This is a genomic window from Pedobacter sp. GR22-10 (assembly GCF_026239715.1).
In the GTDB taxonomy this organism is placed as follows: domain Bacteria; phylum Bacteroidota; class Bacteroidia; order Sphingobacteriales; family Sphingobacteriaceae; genus Pedobacter.
In genome coordinates, this window is the sequence record NZ_JAPIVR010000001.1 from 43,314 (window position 1) to 65,142 (window position 21,829).

General features: G+C 38.0%; 18 protein-coding genes. 3 read left to right on the plus strand and 15 right to left on the minus strand.

The window, feature by feature from the left end:
• Positions 1–228: 228 nt before the first annotated feature.
• The 5 genes from OQX64_RS00135 to OQX64_RS00155 form a co-directional block, all read right to left on the minus strand.
• Entirely contained in the window at positions 229–1,158 is a 930-nt protein-coding gene (locus OQX64_RS00135; RefSeq protein ID WP_010600217.1) for an aspartate carbamoyltransferase catalytic subunit, read from the minus strand.
• Between the two features lie 93 nt (positions 1,159–1,251).
• Entirely contained in the window at positions 1,252–1,806 is a 555-nt protein-coding gene (gene pyrR, locus OQX64_RS00140) for a bifunctional pyr operon transcriptional regulator/uracil phosphoribosyltransferase PyrR (protein ID WP_088300974.1), read from the minus strand.
• 698 nt (positions 1,807–2,504) lie between these two features.
• Positions 2,505–2,711 carry a hypothetical protein gene (locus OQX64_RS00145; RefSeq protein ID WP_265816956.1) on the minus strand — a complete coding sequence of 69 codons (207 nt, stop codon included), beginning with the start codon at positions 2,709–2,711 and terminating at the stop codon, positions 2,505–2,507.
• 106 nt (positions 2,712–2,817) lie between these two features.
• On the minus strand, positions 2,818–3,192 hold the full coding sequence (locus OQX64_RS00150) for a DUF779 domain-containing protein (protein WP_265816957.1): 375 nt from the start codon (positions 3,190–3,192) through the stop codon (positions 2,818–2,820).
• A 149-nt stretch (positions 3,193–3,341) separates the two neighbouring features.
• Complete coding sequence (locus OQX64_RS00155; RefSeq protein WP_265816959.1) at positions 3,342–4,847, minus strand: aldehyde dehydrogenase family protein; 1,506 nt, start codon at positions 4,845–4,847, stop codon at positions 3,342–3,344.
• 253 nt (positions 4,848–5,100) lie between these two features.
• Between OQX64_RS00155 and OQX64_RS00160 the strand changes: the two genes are divergently transcribed.
• Positions 5,101–6,027, plus strand: a complete 927-nt coding sequence (locus OQX64_RS00160; RefSeq protein ID WP_265816960.1) for a helix-turn-helix transcriptional regulator — start codon at positions 5,101–5,103, stop codon at positions 6,025–6,027.
• Here OQX64_RS00160 and OQX64_RS00165 read toward each other — a convergent pair.
• The 6 genes from OQX64_RS00165 to cmk all read right to left on the minus strand — a co-directional run bounded on the left by OQX64_RS00165 (position 6,024) and on the right by cmk (position 14,731).
• Positions 6,024–7,691, minus strand: a complete 1,668-nt coding sequence (locus OQX64_RS00165; RefSeq protein ID WP_265816961.1) for a beta-N-acetylhexosaminidase — start codon at positions 7,689–7,691, stop codon at positions 6,024–6,026. The two genes, OQX64_RS00160 and OQX64_RS00165, sit on opposite strands and share 4 nt — an antisense overlap.
• A 373-nt stretch (positions 7,692–8,064) precedes the next feature.
• The gene (gene rpsA, locus OQX64_RS00170) at positions 8,065–9,999 is read right to left on the minus strand and encodes a 30S ribosomal protein S1 (RefSeq protein ID WP_029288947.1); all 1,935 of its coding nucleotides are present in this window, start codon (positions 9,997–9,999) and stop codon (positions 8,065–8,067) included.
• 363 nt (positions 10,000–10,362) lie between these two features.
• Positions 10,363–11,421 (minus strand): SH3 domain-containing protein, encoded by a 1,059-nt coding sequence (locus OQX64_RS00175; RefSeq protein WP_265816963.1) that lies wholly within the window; start codon positions 11,419–11,421, stop codon positions 10,363–10,365.
• A 55-nt stretch (positions 11,422–11,476) separates the two neighbouring features.
• On the minus strand, positions 11,477–12,982 hold the full coding sequence (locus tag OQX64_RS00180) for a TPM domain-containing protein (RefSeq protein ID WP_265816965.1): 1,506 nt from the start codon (positions 12,980–12,982) through the stop codon (positions 11,477–11,479).
• A gap of 55 nt (positions 12,983–13,037) precedes the next feature.
• On the minus strand, positions 13,038–13,868 hold the full coding sequence (locus OQX64_RS00185) for a 3-keto-disaccharide hydrolase (protein ID WP_265816966.1): 831 nt from the start codon (positions 13,866–13,868) through the stop codon (positions 13,038–13,040).
• A gap of 182 nt (positions 13,869–14,050) precedes the next feature.
• Complete coding sequence (cmk, locus tag OQX64_RS00190) at positions 14,051–14,731, minus strand: (d)CMP kinase (RefSeq protein ID WP_265816967.1); 681 nt, start codon at positions 14,729–14,731, stop codon at positions 14,051–14,053.
• Positions 14,732–14,805: 74 nt separating this feature from the next.
• Here cmk and arfB point away from each other — a divergent pair, with 74 nt between their 5' ends.
• On the plus strand, positions 14,806–15,225 hold the full coding sequence (gene arfB, locus OQX64_RS00195) for an alternative ribosome rescue aminoacyl-tRNA hydrolase ArfB (protein ID WP_088300964.1): 420 nt from the start codon (positions 14,806–14,808) through the stop codon (positions 15,223–15,225).
• A 58-nt stretch (positions 15,226–15,283) separates the two neighbouring features.
• On the opposite strand, the gene OQX64_RS00200 is transcribed toward arfB, so the two are convergent.
• Positions 15,284–16,231: a lipid A deacylase LpxR family protein gene (locus OQX64_RS00200; protein WP_265816968.1), complete on the minus strand. Its 948-nt coding sequence runs from the start codon at positions 16,229–16,231 to the stop codon at positions 15,284–15,286.
• An 82-nt stretch (positions 16,232–16,313) separates the two neighbouring features.
• Positions 16,314–18,785: an endopeptidase La gene (lon, locus tag OQX64_RS00205; protein ID WP_088300963.1), complete on the minus strand. Its 2,472-nt coding sequence runs from the start codon at positions 18,783–18,785 to the stop codon at positions 16,314–16,316.
• Between the two features lie 315 nt (positions 18,786–19,100).
• On the opposite strand from lon, the gene OQX64_RS00210 reads away from it, so the two are divergent.
• Positions 19,101–19,721, plus strand: a complete 621-nt coding sequence (locus OQX64_RS00210; protein ID WP_265816971.1) for a tetratricopeptide repeat protein — start codon at positions 19,101–19,103, stop codon at positions 19,719–19,721.
• Positions 19,722–19,763: 42 nt separating this feature from the next.
• Here the strand turns inward: OQX64_RS00210 and OQX64_RS00215 are convergent, their stop codons facing one another.
• Together OQX64_RS00215 and gpmI are read right to left on the minus strand one after the other, a co-directional pair.
• A complete protein-coding gene (locus OQX64_RS00215) occupies positions 19,764–20,297 on the minus strand; it encodes a hypothetical protein (RefSeq protein ID WP_265816972.1) in 534 nt (177 codons plus the stop codon).
• Complete coding sequence (gene gpmI, locus OQX64_RS00220; protein ID WP_088300960.1) at positions 20,297–21,820, minus strand: 2,3-bisphosphoglycerate-independent phosphoglycerate mutase; 1,524 nt, start codon at positions 21,818–21,820, stop codon at positions 20,297–20,299. Before gpmI ends, OQX64_RS00215 begins: the two co-directional genes overlap by 1 nt.
• Positions 21,821–21,829 lie beyond the last annotated feature (9 nt).

Below are 21,829 nucleotides of genomic sequence, written 5' to 3' on the forward strand. Positions count from 1 at the left end.
TAGATCTGATTGTTGAAAAAGGAGGTTTATTTCGGCCAGGAGTTCAATAGTCATTCGTCATTGGTACAGTTGTTTATTTGTGCCGCCGCATCCGCCATTATAGTAAAGAAGCTGAAGATTAATTATCTCTGTCAGGTCCGGAAACATGCTTTCAATTCCTGAATATTTTTTACAACCCACTACTAATACTAATGCCGGACGCTAGACTTTGGACTCAAAACTCCAAACTTAACCCTGGCTTGCCAGTAAATAAAGCACTGCCATTCTTACCGCCACACCATTTTCTACCTGTTCCAGGATGATGGATTGTTTGCTGTCGGCTACATCACTGGTAATTTCTACGCCTCGGTTAATCGGGCCGGGGTGCATGACGATAATTTCTTTATCAAGGTTATCCAGAATCTGTTTGTTTAGACCGTACATCATCGCATATTCCCGTAATGACGGGAAATATTTAATGTCCTGACGCTCGAGTTGAATGCGGAGCATATTGGCTACATCACACCAGTTTAGCGCTTTGATCAGGTTATGTTCTACCTTCACGCCCAGTTGATGAATGTGTTTTGGTATCAATGTTGTCGGGCCGCATACCATCACTTCTGCACCTAAACGCTGCAGGCAAAGGATATTAGAGATGGCTACCCTGGAGTGGAGAATATCACCAACAATGACGACCTTTTTTCCGGAAACATCACCTAATTTCTGACGGATAGAGAAAGCATCAAGCAAAGCCTGTGTTGGATGTTCGTGTGCCCCATCTCCGGCATTTACGATCTGCGCTTTAACGTGTTTACTCAAAAACTGACCTGCACCGGCATAAGGGTGACGCATCACTACCATATCCACTTTCATCGATAAGATGTTATTTACGGTGTCAATCAGTGTTTCGCCTTTACTTACAGAGGAGGAAGAGGCTGCAAAATTAACCACATCAGCCGAAAGTCTCTTTTCAGCAAGTTCGAATGAAAGTTTTGTTCGGGTAGAGTTTTCGAAAAAGATATTGGCAATGGTAATGTCACGAAGTGAAGGAACCTTTTTGATTGGTCTGTTAATTACTTCCTTAAAATTATCTGCAGTTTCGAAAATCAATTCGATATCATTCCGGTTAATATCTTTAATGCCTAAAAGATGTCGGGTTGATAGTTTGTCTGCTGCCATTTTCTATAGTATTGTTTTTTATCTGTTTATTATAATGTTATTAACTGTCAGATAGCGCTCTATGCCAAAATACCCTCCGTAAAGCGTTTATGCTTATTTTGGCAAGGGTGGTTCAGATAATAAAATCACTTTGTCTTCTGCTCCTTCGCTTGCCCAGGTAACCTTCACCTGTTGTGAATTTAAGCTATCTACCACATGGCCCGTATAATCTGGTTCGATGGGTAAATGCCTGCTAAATCTGCGGTCTATTAACACCAGCAGTTCTACTTTTTCCGGACGGCCATATGCCAGCAAGGCATCAAGTGCTGCCCTGATGGTTCGGCCAGTCCATAATACATCATCAATCAGCACAACTTTTTTTCCCTCGATAATAAAGTCGATGGAATTGCTGCTCGCTGTTACCAAACCATCCTTTCTGCGGAAATCATCTCTGAAAAAGGTAATGTCGAGATTGCCCTTAAGGATTTTTTTATTTTTTAAAATGAGTTGCAGTTCCTGGTGAATCCGGTCAGCCAAAAAGATTCCTCTTGGCTGAATGCCAATTAGAACGGTATTTGCGAAATCGTCGTGATTTTCAATTAACTGATGGCAAAGCCGCTTAATTGTAATCTGAATTTTTTGTCCGTCAAAGATTGTTTTCTTTTGCATTGGAGAAGGATTGGGCAAATATAGAAAAATGTTTTAAGGTAGAAAAGTTAGATGTCTATTGTTTTGTAGTTTGTATGCTAAATTCTTCTGTAGCAACATTTAAAATTTAATTTTTTGTTTTCGGTCGGTGTGACACCGGACCGATAGGCTAATTGATGTTTTCTGGATAATTGTTTAAGCAATAGCGATTATTTCTTAGTTCGTTATAATAAATATTGAATTAAATAAGTTAAATCTTGCGCTGTAAAATGACATAAGGTTATGCCTGGCTTTGGCCCGCAGATCAAAGTGATTTCGCAGATTTACTATTCGCTTCTGCGGAAGTCCTCTAAATCTGCGGGACAATTATTTAAGCAATAGCGATTATTTCTTGGTTGGTTATTAATAAATATAGAATTAAATAAGCGAACTCGTGCGCTGTAAAGTGATATAAGGTTATGCCTGGCTTTGCCCTCAGATCAAAATGATTTCGCAGATTTTTACTATTCGCTTCTGCGGAAGTCCTCTAAATCTGCGGGATAATTATTTGGGCAATAGCGATTATCTTAATCAATAAACTTCTGCCTTTCGTCCTACCTTTTTATTGATTTGCGTTGCACCAACAGAAATCATAATGGGCTATAATGGCCAAGCTTGAAACTATAAATAAATTGGATTCTTTGTTTCGTTCGTCTGGACAAGGACCGATAGATTAATGCTTACTGTTCTGCATCTCGGTCCTTGTTTTTAGGCGACCATAACCAAAGACTTAAGATTAAAAACGGAATAAAGATGCTTAGCCAAATCACGATGAAAATTCCACGTTGTTTCACAATATCTGCTTCATCGGTAATAAAAACATTCACGGTTTCTTTTAAAAGAAATAAGGTGAAGATGGTGCAAGCAACTGCAAAAACTTTTCTCATGGTTATAATTTGATGCAAAGATTGTATTTATTTTCAATACCAATTGCCATAAAATAAAAAAGTCAGCCGGATTATGCCGAACTGACCTTAAAAGAAAAAATAGTATTTAATCTGCAGTTTTAACAGGTACCAGATTTTTAAGTTCCTCTTCAGTAAAAAGGCGATAATGGATTTTGAAAGTTTTTTGCAAAGGTGTTTCCAATGAAAATCCGCCAACGCCGAAACCATCCAAAACATCCAGCGTAAAGTGTGAAAATTTCCAATATTCAAAAAGATCTCTGTCCACCCAGAATTCACAACTTTCTACTTCTCCAAGGCAAACATCTCTCATGCGTAGATAATAGCCGCCTTTTTCGAAGCATTGGGGTTGTGTGCCTTCGCAGCATCCTCCGGCTTGATAGAACATGAGCTCCCCATGTTTTTCTTTAAGAATTGCAATCAGCTCTTTAGCTTTCCCTGTACTGTCTATTCGCGCTATCATAATAGTGTATAGATGGTTTTATGTCGCTTCATATTTTGATAGTTATATGGTTCATGGTTTATAGCCGTGATGTTCGTCTCATTTATCTCATGATTAGGTTCTTAAGAAACATCAGGCTATAAGCTAATTCACCATAAGCCATGATCTAACTAAAAGAAACCTAATTTATTTTTATCGTAAGAGATTAACATATTTTTAGTCTGGCGATAATGACCGAGCATCATTTTATGATTTTCTCTTCCCACACCCGATTGTTTATACCCCCCAAATGGCGCACCTGCAGGATAGGAGTGATATTGATTTACCCAAACGCGACCAGCCTGAATGGCCCTCGGCACCTGGTAAAGCTCATGTGCATCTCTGGTCCAAACACCTGCACCCAAACCGTAAAGTGTGTCATTCGCGATCTCTATCGCTTCCTCAACTGTTTTAAAAGTGGTTACAGCCAGCACCGGACCAAAAATTTCTTCTTGGAAAATCCGCATTTTATTATACCCTTTAAAAATGGTGGGTTTAATATAATATCCGCCACCCAGCTCACCAGGTAATTCATTCACCTCGCCACCTGTGAGCACTTCTGCACCTTCTTCTTTTCCTAATTTAATGTACTGGGCAATTTTTTCAAACTGAATTTTCGAGGCCTGAGCACCCATCATCACAGTGCGATCTAATGGGCTACCGATTTTAATAGACTCCGTTCTCTCTATTACTTTGGCGATGAACTTTTCATAAATATCTTCCTGAATTAACAAACGAGACGGACAAGTACAGATTTCACCCTGATTTAAGGCAAACATCACCGCACCTTCTACTGCTTTATCTAAAAACGCATCATCTTCATCCATCACAGAACTGAAGAAAACGTTTGGCGATTTTCCACCCAACTCTAAAGTAACCGGGATAATATTTTCAGTTGCATATTGCATCACCAATCTACCTGTTGGTGTTGATCCGGTGAAAGCTGCCTTTGAAACTTTAGGATTGGTAACTAATGCACGTCCGAGTTCTGCGCCAAAACCGTTTACGACATTGATTACGCCCGGAGGCAATAAATCGCCAATGAGCTCCATCAAAACCATGATGGAAATTGGTGTGCTTTCTGCTGGTTTTAAGACCACACAATTACCTGCGGCTAAGGCAGGAGCCAGTTTCCAGATCCCCATTAACAGCGGGAAATTCCAGGGGATAATCTGTGCCACTACACCAATTGGTTCGTGTACAATCAGCGAAACCGTATTGGCGTCCAATTCTGAAAGTGAGCCTTCCTCCGCACGGATTACACCAGCAAAGTACCTGAAGTGATCAATGCCTAAAGGCAAATCTGCAGCTAATGTTTCACGAACGGCCTTACCATTATCAATCGTTTCTACAGTGGCCAGATATTCTAAATTATCTTCCATACGTTGAGCAATTTTATTCAAAATGATGCTCCGTTCAGTTGATGAAGTTTTGCTCCAAGTTTGGAAAGCATCATGTGCGGCATCTACAGCAAGTTCTAAATCTTCTTTGGTAGAATGAGCGGCTTTTGTAAAAACCTTTCCGTCAATCGGAGAGATGTTATCAAAGTAGGCACCTTTTACTGGCGCTACGAATTTTCCGCCGATATAGTTATCGTAATGGGATTTAAATGTTGGTTTCTCGATTAAATTTTCCATAATTATTATTGATTTTTTAATGATAAAAACACCCAAAGCATTTCACTAAATCAAGTTTAGATCGAATTGCTCATCATGATTTTTAGCGAATGAAGACCTGGTTAATACAAACCTAATGGTAAATCCGCCTGTAGAGGTAGTATAATTGCATCAAGTAATAGCATTATTGTTGCAGTCTGTATGGCCTTTGTGAAAATACTTATCTATATATTTGAGTAATCAGCAATGCGCTCTAACCAAAATCTTTATTGTTATGCCACATATATTAGACCAGGTCAGTTTAAGTAAAATCGAAAAATTACAAACATTAGTTGAAAACAGAACTTCATATACTTTATCACATTGCGAATTAAACGTTTTTGAAACTTATGCAGAATCTTACCTGGTGCCGCTAACTTTTAATGATTTCGTCATTACAAGTATGTTAAGAGGAAAAAAGGTCATGCATCTCTTTGATAAAAATGGATTTGATTATTTTCCAGGGCAAACGGTTATTGTTCCGCCTTCTGTAACCATGAAAATTGATTTTCCGGAAGCAAGCCACCGTAGTCCGACACAGTGTATAGCACTCGCTATAGATCAGGATCAGATTAAAAAAACAATAGCTTACCTGAACGAATTCTTTCCTAAAGAGGGAAGCGATGAAAAATGGTTGTTAAATTACGATGAGTATCATTTTTACAACAATGAAGAAATTGCATACCTCATTAACAAAGTAATCAGGATTTGTTCAGAAGGCGCAAAAGAAAAAGATGTTCTGGCAGATTTAACCCTCAAAGAACTTTTAGTCAGGATTATGCAAATGCAAAACTTCAAAACCATCACTGATGAGGCCTATAACCTTAATCAAAATCCACTGGCCTTTGTATTGAATTATATTAAATCAAATTTAAGCGAGAAAATTAGTATCAAGAGTTTAAGTGATAAAGCCTGTATGAGCAAAGCAAGTTTTTACAGGTTATTTAAGCGGGAGTTAGGCATTAGTCCGAATGATTTTATCCTGACTGAGAAAATAAATAGGGCAAAGGTTTTACTGGCGCAATCTGGGGCAAAGGTAACTTCAATTAGTTATGAACTTGGATTTAATGATGCCAATTACTTCATCAGAATTTTTAAAAAGGTTGTTGGTATTACACCTGGTAACTATCAGTTACAAATGTCAAAACAGCTCATTCATTAATTTTCCAGATATTTTTCGGAATAGGTGATGCCCATCAAATCATAGCGTTTAAATTGAGTTTTCAAACGTTTTTTAAAATCCGGATAATTTCGTTTGTTTTTCGGACTCCACAAAATTTCACTCAGCGCATCTAACCTTGGGAAAAGCTGATATTGTACTTTTACGGGATTGGTGATGTACTCACTCCACAAACAACCCTGCCCGCCCCAAATGTATTTTGCTTGTTCGGTATTTAATTCGGCAGGAAGAGGGTCATACTGGTAAACATCAGCAAGGAGGGAAGCTTTGCCTGCCGTTAAACTATCTTCCTGGACAAATTGGGCATGGTTAAAATAAAACTTGTCTTCAGGAGTCATGATTACTTTATGGGTTTGCTTTGCGGCTTCAATGCCACCTTTTTCGCCCTGCCAGCTCATTACAACTGCGTTTGGGGCCAGGCCACCCTGTAAAATTTCATTCCAGCCAATAATGGTTTTGCCTTTGCTTTTTACAAATTTTTCAATCATTCTGATGAAATAACTTTGTAGCTCGCTTTCTGTTTTTAAGCCATTTGCTTTCATAATCTGTTGCGAAACGGACGATTGTTTCCACCAAACTTTAGCAGCTTCATCACCACCAATGTGAATATATGGCGATGGAAATAAATCCATCACTTCAGTTAATACATTTTCCAGGAATTTGAATGTCGTGTCAGAAGCCTGTAGTACATTGTTGTATTTGTTCATCATGCCCCAGGTTTGGGCAACTTCGTATTTTTTATTTGGCTCGGTTCCTAATTTCGGGTAGGCGGCAAGTAAAGCCATACTGTGTGCAGGCATTTCAATTTCCGGGATAATGGTAATGTAGCGCTTAGCCGCATAATCAATTACATCCTTAATCTGTTCCTGGGTATAGTATCCGCCGTGTTTAATGCCGTCTGTTTTGATCACAGCTTCTTTTGGCGTAATTTTCACTTCCGTTGGCAATACCTGATATTTAATGTTTTCATTCCCTTTTCCAGGCCACAAACCTATAATGCTGCCCTCTCTCCAGGCACCTATCTCTGTCAATTTTGGGTATTTTTTTATTTCGATTCTCCAGCCATGGTCATCAGTTAAATGCCAGTGGAAATAATTCATTTTATGAAGTGCTAAATAATCAATGTATTGCTTTACAAAAGCTACGTCAAAAAAATGGCGACTCACATCCAGGTGCATTCCCCTGTAATCGAAGCGTGGATAATCGACAATAGAAACCGAAGGAATTTGAACAGGAAAAGCTTTACGGGAATAGGGTAGCAGTTGAATTAACGTTTGGATGCCGTAGAAAATTCCTTTTGGGGATGAAGCACTGATTTGGATTTGCTTATCATCTGAAAAAAGCTCATACCGATCTGGATTTAAAGTTTTGATCGTATTTACTTGCAGCTTGATGACGTTGTCTTTTTTATTGGAAGTACTATCTCTGCCGATCACAATGCCATAATATTTCGAAAGATAATCTGTGAAAAACGAGATGCTGTTAATTAGAGAGTCAGGCGCAATAATCAGTGTGTTTTGATCGATGGTAAACGGTGAAGTTTTTTGCTTTATATCGAGTTGAACAGGTAGCGGGATGATATTAACTTCCTGTGCAGAAAGTTTGAAAGCATTTAAGACTAGAAACAAAAAGATAAATTTCTTCATTATAAAAGGATTTTCCTTTTCAAAAGTAAGAATTATAGGCGGATGAAAGGAAATGGTTGGGCAGAACGAACTACTGATGTTACATAAACCCGATAGGATGAATGCCGTTTTTCACGGCAGCAAGTATAGCGGGGCAGGAGTTGCCGATGAGCTATTACTTTGGTTTTCTAATTATGATTGACGATATAAGGCATCTAAGAAAAATATAAGCTCATGTTGCAAATTTCTTTAATGTTCTTACATTTCTTATATAGTGAATGAAAATAAGATTGCTTGGTCGGCTGAAAAGCCTCCTCTCAATGACGAAAACTTTGAACACAAAAAAATCCCGATAACTTTCGCTATCGGGATTAATATATTCAGTTAAAAAGAACTAGCCTTTTTTAGCTTTGCTTTCTTCGCCTTCTAATTGCGATTTCAATTGAGCCAATACGTCTAAGTCTCCTAAAGTAGATTTCTCTACAGAATCTTTAACTTTTTTAACCGCAGTTACAGCAGCTTTAGCTTCTTTTTTCTTAGCATTTCTTTCTTCTGCTACCGCTTCAGCTTTAACCTCTTCCCAGATACGGGCGTGAGATACTACGATACGTTTTGCTTCTTTGTTGAATTCAATGATTTTGAAGTCATTGGTTTCCTCAGCTTTAACTGAAGTACCATCTTCTTTAACCATGTGTTTAGTTGGTACGAAACCTTCTACACCATATGGTAAAGCAATCACAGCACCTTTATCAGTTACTTTAACAACAGTACCCTGGTGAACCGAATCTAAAGTAAAGATCGTTTCGAAAGTATCCCAAGGGTTTTCTTCTAATTGTTTGTGACCTAAGCTTAGTTTGCGGTTATCAACGTCTAATTCCAAAACAACTACGTCTAATACATCACCAACTTTAGTGAATTCGTTAGGGTGGTTTACTTTTTTAGACCAAGATAAGTCAGAGATGTGGATCAAACCATCAATACCTTCTTCGATTTCAACAAAAACACCGAAGTTAGTCATGTTTTTAACAGTAGCCTGGTGCTTGCTTCCAACAGGGAATTTAGCAGCTACTTCTTGCCATGGATCGTTAGATAATTGTTTAATACCTAAGCTCATTTTGCGCTCGTCTCTGTCTAAAGTTAACACTTCAGCTTCGATCTCATCACCAACTTTTAAGAACTCCTGTGGATTTCTTAAGTTTTGTGACCAGCTCATTTCAGACACGTGGATTAAACCTTCAACACCAGGGATGATTTCTAAGAAAGCACCGTAATCTGCAACAGTTACGATTTTTCCTTTTACTTTAGAACCAACAGCTAAGTTAGCATCTAAATTTTCCCAAGGGTGTGGCGTTAATTGTTTTAAGCCTAAAGCGATACGTTTTTTCTCATCATCGAAATCTAAAACAACCACGTTGATTTTTTCATCTAATGATAATACTTCTTTCGGATGCTCTATGCGGCCCCAAGAAATATCAGTAATGTGAAGTAAACCATCAACACCACCTAAATCGATGAACACACCGAAGTCAGTAATATTTTTAACAGTACCTTCTAATACTTGTCCTTTTTCTAATTTAGAAACGATTTCAACTTTTTGGCTTTCTAAATCGTCTTCAATTAACACTTTATGAGAAACAACTACGTTTTTAAACTCATGGTTAATTTTAACAACTTTAAATTCCATTGTTTTACCCACGTATACATCGTAATCGCGGATAGGTTTAATATCAATCTGAGATCCTGGTAAGAAAGCTTCAACGCCCATGATATCAACAATTAAACCACCTTTAGTACGGCTCTTAACGAAACCGTTGATGATTCTATCATTTTCAAGTGCCTCGTTAATCGCTTCCCATGATCTTTGGGTTTTTGCTCTTTTGCGAGAAAGGATCAATTGACCGTTAGCATCTTCTGGTGCTTCAACGAAAACGTCAACTGAATCGCCGATTTTAAGATCTGGTGTATCACGGAATTCTGAAGTAGAAACTAAACCGTCTGATTTAAAACCTACGTTTAATACGACGTCTTTGTTGTTAATAGAAACAACGATACCGCTAATGATTTCACCTTTAGTGATCTGATTGAATGTTCCGGCATACATATCTTCAAACTTTTTACGGTCTGCATCATTGTAATTACCAAAAACTTTTTCATCTGCATCCCAGTCGAAATCTTCGGTTGGTGTTGCTAATGATGATTTAATCGATTCGATCGAAACTGAATCAGCTTCTGATTCAATCGTTTCTTTTTCAGTCAGGCGTCCGCCTTCTCCCTGAAGTTCAGCTGTTTTAGCTGCTAATTCTTTTTCTGCTACTTGTTTTTTAGCCATTAATTAATTATCTCCTTTTTTCCCTATTTAGGGACTGCAAAGGTAAAAATATTTTAATTAATAGAAAAGATTTTTTTAATAAATGTTGCTGATTTTTAGGTTATTAAGATTCTACCACTCGTTATGCTGCATTTATTTCCGCATCTAAATTGTAAAATTCAAATGATATGAATGTGATTTTTATTATTTTTTTGTAAATGAAGGTGCAGTAATTCTTCGGATACAGTAGTCCCGTCATCGCTTATAGTCCTCGCTGCGCTGTGGGCTATCCGCTCTACCGGGTTTATAAACAAAGCCTTTGCAAAAAAATACTCATTGTTATCAACAATAGCTTTTAAAGATAATTAATGTTATGATCCAGATTTATCTCTTCTTAAAAGTCCCCCTTGTAAAACCTTCTCCAACCAGCGTTTTTTCATCCCTGATCAACAGTAAAATCATATTTTGCTGATCATAAAGTTTGATCATATCGCCTTCAATCACATACTTTGCTTTAAAAGTAGAATCAGTATAGGTATCTTTTACCACAACAGAATCCTGTGTTCCAAAGTCGAAAGTTTTATATTGGGTGTCGCTATCGCTGATATAAGTTCCTGAAACTGTTTTGGGCTGTATAAATGTAACAAAGCAAAAATAAACCACCACCAGAACCACTATTGCAGAAATGCCAATCAGTATTTTATTCTGATTGGAATATTTAAAAATAAAATAAAGAATGGTGCCAAAAACCAGTGCAACAATGGCAAACAGAATGATATTTGAATAATCTTTGGCAATCTGCGGTACTTCAACCGATACCGCAGGTTTTTTCGCAACCGGTTTATTTACGGGTGATACCCTGGCTAAAAACGCTTTGCTTACCCAACCCTCGCCATTTGACACTTTAATTTTGAAATAACTCGTGTTGGAGGAATCCAAAACGGCAACATTTTCATTTTCAGGTAGGTATCCGATTACTTTGCTTTTCGGGTCTGCACTTGATCTTACCCTTAGGTTATCTGTAGTGGCCTTGTAAATATCCTTATTCGCGGACGTTGTCGTATCAACTGCAGCAGGTGCTGTTGTTCCGGTTTTTGCTGGTTCAGCCTGGGCCGGTGCAGCAATTTTTTCAAGGAAATCTTTACTTACCCAGCCTTCTTTATTGCGAAGTTTGATCTTATAAAATTTGGCATCACTGGCATCTAAAACGGTCACTTTTTCATTTTGGATGATATTGGCAATTACTTTACTGTTTGCGTCTTTGGATTGTCTAACCCTCAGTTTATCCGCAGTTACACGGTATAAATCCTGAGCCATTACCTGGCTGGAAAAAATAAAAAGCGCAATAACTAAGAAGAAAATTCTGGTCATAATATTGGGATTCTGCAAATCTGTAAAGAATGATTTGGCAATTACGCTCAGCGCAGACATTGTGCCAAGCATGCCAAAATTATAAAATAGTTTTGATTAGCACAGAAAAGAATCTAAAAGTAAGCCTTTACCAGCTTCCTCCGGTGCCGCCACCGCTACTGCTGCCACCGCCCCAGCTACTTGAAGAGGACGATGAAGAACTGCTGCCTGATGAAGATGAACCCGATGATGAGCTGCTTGACTTAACCAACATGGGCAGTGTGATCCATCTGATAAACTCAGTTTTTTTGCAGAAGCTGCACTCATTAATGATTTTGGCTTGTCCTTCATGGCTATAGGTTGCAGATTTGGTTGTGATTTTTTTATTTAATTTGTAGGTTTTAAATCCACAGGCCGGGCACTCCAAATAATCGTCGAATTTTTCAGCAGGCCATTTTTTAATAACATGCTCTGTTTTCTCGGTATTTTCCCAAATGTCGTAATCGTATACTTTCTCCACTTCTTCTTTACGTTGCCCTGGTGTTAAATAAGGACTTCCCTCTATGTTAATATCCCTATCAACACGTATCATCTCGTCGTTTTTGCTATCTAACACAGGCTTAAAACGATCATTAGTTTTAGCTCTCTTGATCAGGTGCCTGATAATCGCAAAGATGATGAACGGAGAAAAAAAGATTAGCCACCAGTTTTTCTGATGAAAAGCCTTAACTGCATTAAAGAAATTTTTATCGTCCTGGTGTTGATTTCTGATGGAGGCAATGAAAAACAAATACCTGAAGAAAAGCATGATGGATAAAATAATAAAAGCAATAATAGGTATTTGGGCTAGTTTTATTTTTTCAATAAGATCGAACCCTCCGAAAAATACTATGGCGAATACTAAAAGGAAACCAAAAAAAATAAAGCCGGCACAGCCTTTAATAAGCGCAGGATCATAACTTTCCTGTTTTGAAGATTTTGATTTCTTTTCCTTATTAGACTGCTTATTTACAATTTTAAAAACAGCCCAAAAGCCTAAAATGATGAGCGACATGGGAATCCAAAAGTTCTCTAATGAACTATTGCTGTCCTTTTGTGTGAAAAATTGATTTAGTTCTGCGTGGTTATCTGGATTTAAAATAATTATGCCAATAGCATCAATGGTATTGATAATGCCGGTGCCGAAATTATTCTCCCTGAAAGCCGGAATTAAATTTTGTTCTGCCAGGTGTTTAAGCTTTACGTCGGGTAGAACACCTTCAATCCCCGTTCCGGTGATAAACCGGTACTTGCGGCGGTCTTTAGCTATAAATAAAAGTAAACCATTATTGCTGGTTTTTGATCCGATTCCCCATGTGTTAAAGAGGTGGTAAGCAAAATCGAAATCTTCCTGATTGTGGTCAAAATCTTTCACGATGACAATAGCTACCTGAACATTCGTTTTGCTTTCGAATGTAGAGATCGTGCTGTTAATCTGTAAAATATCGTCAGGTGTTAAAATCTGATCGGGATCACTGACCCAGCCTCCGCCATGTTTTTTAGGATCTGGAAGTTCTGCTACGGTATAAGCTTTTTGTCCGAAAGCAATTGTCGTTATAAATAAAAATATAACAGGTATAAAATTTTTGATGAAAGAATGGGGTAGGCGTATCATTTATCTATCGGAATTTAAGTTTTATGATGCTTATTATAGCAATAGATAATTAACCTTACTTTTCCAACAGTTGATTAATTACCTGATCAAGTTTTGTTTTGTTTTTCAGGTAAGGTTTCAGGTCAAAAAGTTTAACGGTTTTAAATTCAATGGGATGACTTTCACTTTGAAGCGAGATATAGCCGGATTTTAAAGGGGTGCCATCAATTTTTACTTTGGGATCGTAATTGGAAACATTATCACCGCCAATTTGGGGCTTGGTATATTCCAATACCACTTCTTTATTGATGATGTGTTTAATGACAGAATCTCCAAGAACCAGAAATTCTGCAGTAACCCACTGTTCTCCGGAATAAGTTTTCGACTTTGAATCCAGACAATGATCGGTAAAAAGTTTACCCTGATAATTGATTAGCGTACCGGGGGTGCAGACATTACTGGTATGCCGTAAATGTTCTCCATCGCCACCTAAAATTTGTGCTTCAATAGAAATAGGGAAGTCCTGATCTTTCAGCATCGTTGCCGGATCCTGACAGTGCAGCATAGCGCCACTATTGCGCAGTGCCCAACCTTCACCACCCTTGGCCTGTTTGCCTACAAACCGATAGGTTACCTTTAATAAATAGGCTGAAAAAGGCTTTTTGTAAAAGATATGGCCATATTGCTGGTCAAATTCCTGGTAACCATCATAACTCACTTTCATTAAGCCATTTTCGACCCGAAAGGTATTGGCGTAATTATCCTGATAATTGTGTTTGGCAATTTTAATGTTCCAGTCTTTCAAATCTTTTCCGTTGAAAAGATTAATCCAGCCTTTTTGCGCCAGGACATTAAAATTTAAACAAATAAAAAAAAGAAACAGGAGCGGGGAATATTTTAATTTCATAGCGGCTTAGTGGTTAGCTGCTAAAAATATGAATTTTTTTATTCTCCGGGAAATAGTGTTCACCTGGCAATTTCAGTTCAGCGTTGCTGGTACCGGTAAACGATTATTTGAAAAGCATTAAGTGCTACACCGCTAAATCCTAATCAGCTTCAGCATCTGGACAACGAATCCACTTCTCCGCCTTACCGATCCAGCAAAGGTTCTACTTTTCCTATGGCGAAAGCCAGCTGCTCGTCTTGTGTTAAATTGGTATTGTCTAAAATAATAGCATCATCAGCACGAACCAAAGGGCTTTCTTTACGGGTGGTATCTGCATAATCGCGATGGGCCAGGTTTTCAAAAACTTCCTCCAGTGTGGTGAGGTTATTACCCTTGCTCTCCAGCTCTTTAAACCTGCGTTCTGCCCGGATTTTCGGATCAGCTGTCATGAAAAACTTTAACGGGGAATTTGGGAAAACAGTGGTGCCGATATCGCGGCCATCCATTACAATACTTTTTGATTTCCCCATGCGCTGTTGCTGTTTCACCATTTCATGGCGTACCGTTTTGTGGGCAGATACTTCACTCACATTTTGGGAAACAGGCATTAAACGTATCTCATCAGAAACTTCTTCCCCATTTAAAGTGATGTGTGATTCATAATCCCTTGAATGAAAATTTAATTCTATGTGTTGTAGGGCATCTGCAACAGCATGATCATCACGCACATCAATATGATTCCGTAAAAAATATAAGGTAACTGCGCGGTACATTGCACCACTGTCTACATATATAAAGCCTAATTTTTTAGCTAAGGCCTTTGCCAGTGTGCTTTTTCCGCAAGATGAATAGCCATCAATAGCTATAACCAGGTTCTTTTTCATTCTGCTACAAAGGTAAAAAAAGCCGATCGACTTACTAACTTTTTTTAGCCGACGATTCTTTTTACTTTTGTAAAATGTTACCCACCAGAGCAGAAATTTTAAAATCAGTAACCTTCAAAACCTCCAGAAGTGGGGGTAAAGGTGGGCAAAATGTAAATAAAGTTTCCAGTAAAGTTGAGTTGATCTTCGATTTATCAGCAAACGAATATTTAAGTGATGAAGAGAAAACGCTGCTAAAATCTCGCCTGGAAAATAGAATAGATAGTGAAGGCTTGCTTCATATTATAGCTCAGGAAGATAGAAGTCAGCTTTTGAACAAGGAAAAAACTATTGCCAAACTGATTGAACTCCTTAAAAAATCGCTTCATGTGCAAAAAAAAAGAAAGCCAACAAAAATTCCGAAAGGTGTGGTAGAGAATAGATTGAAAAATAAAGCCGTTCATTCGGATAGAAAGAAAAACAGAAAACCTCCCAGGCTCCTAAAGGGGGAATAGAACCTAATTAAATATTACGGTATTGTAAAGCAGTAATGCAATTTAACAGGTAAGCAATTTACTTCCCAAACCTATAATACAAACTTAATCCGCCATAATTCTGTGCTTTGGCAACACTTTTAACTTCCTTTGTTTTAAAAATAACATTAAAATCTGCGGTAAATCTTTTTGAACTGTAGTTCACACCAAACTGCTGTTCGAAAACAATGGGTTTTACGTCAAATGTAACCGGGCTATTGTTATTAAATAAGCTTCCCTGGATAGTCGCATCATAAGCCACAAAGTTAAGCTGTGGTTTTACATAAAGGAAAAGCTCAGATTTGTTTAAGCGCTTTGTTTTCGAATTTCCAATTACTGCATGATGGTAGGCACTGTTAAATAGTTGATTTAATTTTCCAGCCCTGAATAATACGGAAGCACCCAAACCGGAAAATGTAGTACCAAGGTTTGCATAACCCTGTCCGCTAATATCAATAATCGGATCTTCAGGCCTGAAAAGTAATTTGCTATAATTTGCGCCTAAATTTACAGCAAATTCATTTTTAATCTGGTATTCCCATCCTGCAGGTGTATAAAAGCCAACAGTTTTATGCAAAAACTTCTGGGCATCCTGTGCCAGTGAATTTGGTCCAACAGTTCCGATTTCTATGCTGGTTTTCAATACACTTTCATTTTTGTAGAATATGGAATAAGCTGCACCAGCATATAAATAGCCGGCAAAGGGTCTGTCCTGATCTTCTTTTTTCGCCACCTGACCCCAGTATGGGGTATACATTTTCTGACCAGCAGAAATTTCATAGGTTTTCTTTTCTATTTTATCTGAAAAATTTGTTGAATCTATGGCTCTGCGGAAATAAATAAATAAGCCATTGGTATAGTACCGGTCATTTAAGGTGGCCAGGTAAGCATCATTTTCGGTTTTAAAACCAAATTCGTTTTTAAATGACTGCGCAAATCCTGTCATGCAGATGAAGCAAAAAATAGCTGTGGTGAAAATTGATTTCATAAAAAAGCCCGGATGATTATCCGGGCCATAAATGTATTTATTGTTATTGGATTTTCGAAAGGTCACCCCAAAGATTTCCCATTTAATTTACAATAGGTGCGGCTTTAATACTCAGATCCAAAGGTTTTTTAACTTTATTTTTAGTTAAAGCCAAATCTATGACTTCACTCATTTCATTTACGTAATGAAAGGTAAGGTCTTTGATGTAGCTTTCCTTAATCTCTAAAATATCCTTGCGGTTACTTTTACAAAGGATAATCTCCTTAATATTGGCCCTTTTGGCTGCCAGGATTTTTTCTTTGATTCCACCCACAGGCAGCACTTTACCACGGAGGGTAATTTCACCGGTCATGGCTAAATGTTGTTTTACTTTTCGCTGCGTAAAGACAGAGGTTAAGGCCGTTAACATGGTCACACCAGCAGATGGACCATCCTTTGGTGTCGCGCCGGCAGGTACGTGTACGTGAACATCCCAATTATCAAATAAGGTATAATCGATTCCAAATTCTGCAGCATGAGCACGTAAGTAAGCCAATGCAATTACAGCAGATTCTTTCATCACATCACCCAGATTACCGGTTAAGGTTAATTTTCCTTTTCCGGGGCTTAAGCTGGATTCGATAAATAAAATATCGCCACCAACACTTGTCCAGGCCAGACCGGTAACCACACCGGCTACTTCATTGCCTTCGTATAAATCTTTATCGTAAATTGGTGCACCTAGTATGCGTTCAACATCTTCATTTGTTAAAGTTGCACTGTATTCTTCTTCCATAGCCACCTTTGTAGCCACACCACGAACCAGAGAGCCTATTCTTTTTTCCAATCCCCTCACACCAGATTCACGGGTATAATCTTCAATTACCTTTTCAATCAGTGCTGGTTTAAGGGTAATATGCTTATTCTCTAAACCGTGATTTTCTTTCTGCTTAGGAAGCAGGTATTTCTTGGCAATCTCTATTTTTTCTTCAATGGTATAACCGTTAACTTCAATAATTTCCATACGATCCAGTAAAGCAGGCTGAATGGTACTAAGCGAGTTGGCGGTAGCAATGAACAATATATTAGATAGATCGTAATCCATCTCTACATAGTGGTCATAAAAAGCATTGTTTTGCTCCGGATCAAGTACCTCTAAGAGGGCCGAAGATGGGTCGCCACGGTGATCGGTTCCAACCTTATCTATCTCATCTAAAACAAATACGGGATTATCAGCACCGGCTTTTTTAATTGATGAAATGATCCGTCCGGGCATGGCACCAATGTATGTTTTACGGTGACCGCGGATTTCTGCTTCATCCCTGATTCCACCAAGGGCCATTCTGACATACTTGCGGCCTAAAGCTTTTGCAATTGATTTCCCCAGAGAAGTTTTACCTACTCCCGGAGGCCCCACTAAACAAAGAATAGGTGCTTTCATGTCGCGCTTAAGTTTAAGCACGGCAAGATATTCTATGATACGTTGTTTTACTTTTTCAAGGCCAAAGTGGTCTTTATCTAAAATACGTTGCGCTCTTTTTAAATCGAAATTATCTTTGGTAAACTCACGCCATGGTAAATCCAAAAGTAATTCAAGATAATTCAACTGTACAGAATAATCTGGTGCAGCCGGGTTCATTCGGCCTAATTTATCCAGTTCCTTATCAAAATGCGCATTAACTTCTTTCGACCATTTTTTCAGTTTTGCTTTCTCCTGTAAGGCATCAAATTCCAGGTCGGCAGAGTTGCCGCCTAATTCTTCCTGTATGGTTTTTAATTGCTGGTTCAGGAAATAATCACGTTGTTGTTTATCCAGATCGGTACGAACTTTAGATTGAATCTGGTTTCTCAACTCCAGCATCTGTAATTCTACCATCAACAATTCCATCACTTTTTGTGCGCGATCAAGCAATTTATTCATTTCCAGAATCTTTTGCTTGTCGGCCATTTCGGCATTCATGTTTGACGAAATAAAATTGATCAGAAATGAATTGCTTTCAATGTTTTTCAGCGCGATACTGGCCTCACTTGGTATATTTGGAGAAAGCTGAATAATCTGTGCCGACATTTCGCGTATAGACGCAATTAAGGTTTTGAACTCTTTGTCGCTCTTGTGTTTTTGCTCTTCAAATTTTTTAATAACAGCTTTGATATAAGGCTCATTCTGTACTTCTTCAATTAAGCTGAACCGCTGTTTACCCTGAATAATTACAGTGGTGTTGCCATCAGGCATCTGCAGCAATTTGATGATGTTGGCCACAGTACCTACTGAGTTAAGTTGCTCAAAGGTAGGATCTTCGATGGAAACATCCTTTTGAGAAACCACACCAATGATTTTATTTCCCTTATAAGCTTCTTTAATTAATTTAATGGATTTATCCCGCCCAACTGTAATGGGAATAACCACTCCCGGAAACAAAACAGTATTCCTTAAGGGTAAAATAGCCAATGTTTCAGGCGTATCCTCATTGTTCATTTCCTCCTCATCTTGTTGAGACATTAAAGGGAAGAATTCGGTATCCTCATTTATAATTGGCATAGCAGAATGGAAATCAAATATATCTTGTTTACTCATTTTCACGTTTTCCTCTCACGACAAACTGGCAGTTTAATCGTATTCACATTGTTTAATTATGTTAGTAATATAATAAATTCAACTCTTGTGCCAAAGTAAAAACTATATTAATCTTATGTTAAAAAGGCAGAGAAATATAATTTTAAGTCAATATCATATTTCTTCTAATTGATCGTTTAAGCTAATATCTGGGCTTTCCGTCTTTCCGTTTTTTAGATAAAGAAAATTAAAAACTATTAAATTATCATAATAGGATTATATTGCAAAAAAAAAACACCCTGAAGGTGCTGGATTCATCTAAATTATTATTCATACATGAACTATTTTAAAAAAGCGATTTTAGGTTTAATCATTTTTTCTTCAACCACCAGTTTTGCTCAGAACAATTATGAGAAAAGCATGCAGGCCATGATGAAAGGCGATTATAAAACTGCAGTTACACAATTAGAAAAAGCCGATACCAAAACACCCGATAATGCCAATGTTTTAAAAATGCTGGGCTATTCTTATTTTCAAAACGGAGAATATGAAAAGTGTATTGCTACTTATAGTCGTTTGTTGGCCATGAAGCCTAATGAAGTGTCTGCTTATTATTATCGTGGAAAAGCCAGGTTAAACATCGCAAATGATCCGAAAGAATCATTAAATACCATGCGTGAAAATTTTTATACAGCTGCCATTAAGGATTTTACCAAAGCCATTGAAATTAACGGGGATGAGGATACACAAATGTTTCAGAACCGTGGACTGGCCTATAAAGATTATGCAATTTTTAAATCCTATAAAGTAAAGAAAAACACCGAAAAGCTAGCCTGTGTTGCATTATTTAACAATTCTATTGCAGATTTTCAAAAAGTGCTTACCATGCAGCCTTTAAGGAAAGACATTATCGATTGGGTAGCTTACGATAAAGCGCAGATCGTCAGTTTAAAATAGAATTGGAAATCCATAAAAAAAGCAGATTCTAATCTGCTTTTTTTATGGATTAAAACTGGCTATTACGGCGTAATTTTTAGTTGAAAGAAATCTTATTTTCTGTTGTTTTTTAATTTGATATAACTGATCCGGGAGGTAGGTAAGTGTATCCTGTGATTGAAATAAAATATTCTTTTGGTTAATAATGATTTCAATTCTGCTAATTTTCGATGACTTTTCCGTTACCGAAATCTTTTTTACCGGGATTTTTTTATTGTCAGATGTGTAGGTGATTATGTCATCTTTCCGGTTAGTCTTAAAGCTACCTTTCCATGAATTTTTATTGATATCGGCATCTATAAAAATGGCCAGTTCCTTATCCCAGTCATTAACCTGAAGGGATTTATTTTCTTCTACGCCATTTATACTAACTGTTTTATTGACTTTAGGTTTAGCCTTCTTTAAACGCATGATCTCCTTTCCGAAGTAACCTTTTAAATCGAAATAGGGTAATCCGGTATTTGCTTTAGGTTCTTCATGTGGGTTACACGAAAGAAATGCCAAAGCAAATACCAGTATACAAAGGTTTTTTATCATTATACTAAAACGTTTCCAGTCATTTCTGCAGGAATATCCACACCTAAAATCCTAAGCACAGTAGGCGCGATATCACCGAGCTTTCCATCAGCAATGGTTTTATAATCATGGTCAATCAGGATACAGGGAACCAGGTTAGTCGTGTGGGCTGTATTTGCAGATCCATCGCCATTAACCATAAATTCAGAGTTGCCATGATCTGCCAGTAAAATAAAGGAATAACCATTTTCTAAACCTTTCTTTACCACTATTTCCGCACATTGATCTGCAGTTTCTACAGCCTTTACCACTGCATCAAAAACACCGGTATGGCCCACCATATCCGGATTTGCAAAGTTTAAGCAAATAAAATCTGCCCATCCGGTTTCCATTTCTGCCGTAATGGCCTCGGTAATGCCGGCTGCACTCATTTCTGGTTGCAGATCGTAGGTGGCTACTTTAGGTGAAGGAATTAAAATACGTTTTTCATTTTCAAATTCGTTTTCTCTTCCACCTGAGAAGAAAAAGGTAACATGAGGATATTTTTCTGTTTCTGCAATGCGGATCTGATTTTTATGATTTTGGGCTAAAACCTCACCAATGGTTTTGGTCAGGTCATCTTTAGTAAACATGACATTCACTTTTTCAAAGCTTTCATCGTATGTGGTCATGGTGACATAATACAATGGTAATTTATGCATCTGCTGCTCCGGAAAATCTTTTTGTGTTAATGCAGTAGTAATTTCACGTCCTCTGTCTGTACGGAAATTAAAGCAGATCACCACATCATCAGGCTGAATGGTAGCCACGGGTGCACCATTGGCCTGGGTAAGTACCACCGGGTTTAAAAACTCATCTGTTATGCCATTCTGATATGAATTTTGAATGGCGTTCAAGGCATCCTGTGTGGTTTCGCCAATGCCATTTACCATTACATCGTAGGCACGTTTTACACGTTCCCAGCGATTATCACGATCCATGGCGTAGTAACGTCCAACCATTGAAGCCAGTTTTGCGTTACCGTGTTGAAGGTGATTTTGCAAGTCGGTAATGAAGCCTAAGCCAGCGTTCGGATCCGTATCTCTTCCATCCAAAAAGGCATGTACAAAAGTTTTTTCCACATGGGCTTCATTTGCTGCATCACAAAGCGCTTTCAGGTGCTCAATGTGCGCATGTACACCGCCATTTGAAACTAAACCAATAAAATGAACCGCCTTATTGTTTTGCTTTGCATAATTAAAAGCGTCAAGCAAAACAGGATTAACATGAAGTTCTCTATCGGTAATGGCTTTGTTTATTCGGCCAAGTTCCTGATAAACCACACGTCCTGCACCTAAATTCATATGTCCAACTTCAGAGTTCCCCATCTGTCCGGCTGGTAATCCTACTGCTTCGCCGGATGCTTCCAGCTTCGAATTTGGATAGTGCTGTAATAAAGAATCGAAAAAGGGTGTTTTTGCAGCATATGCTGCATCAGCATTATCCTGACGTCCGTAGCCCCAACCATCTAAAATAATAAGTGCGAGTTTTTTATTATTTACCATATTTATTCA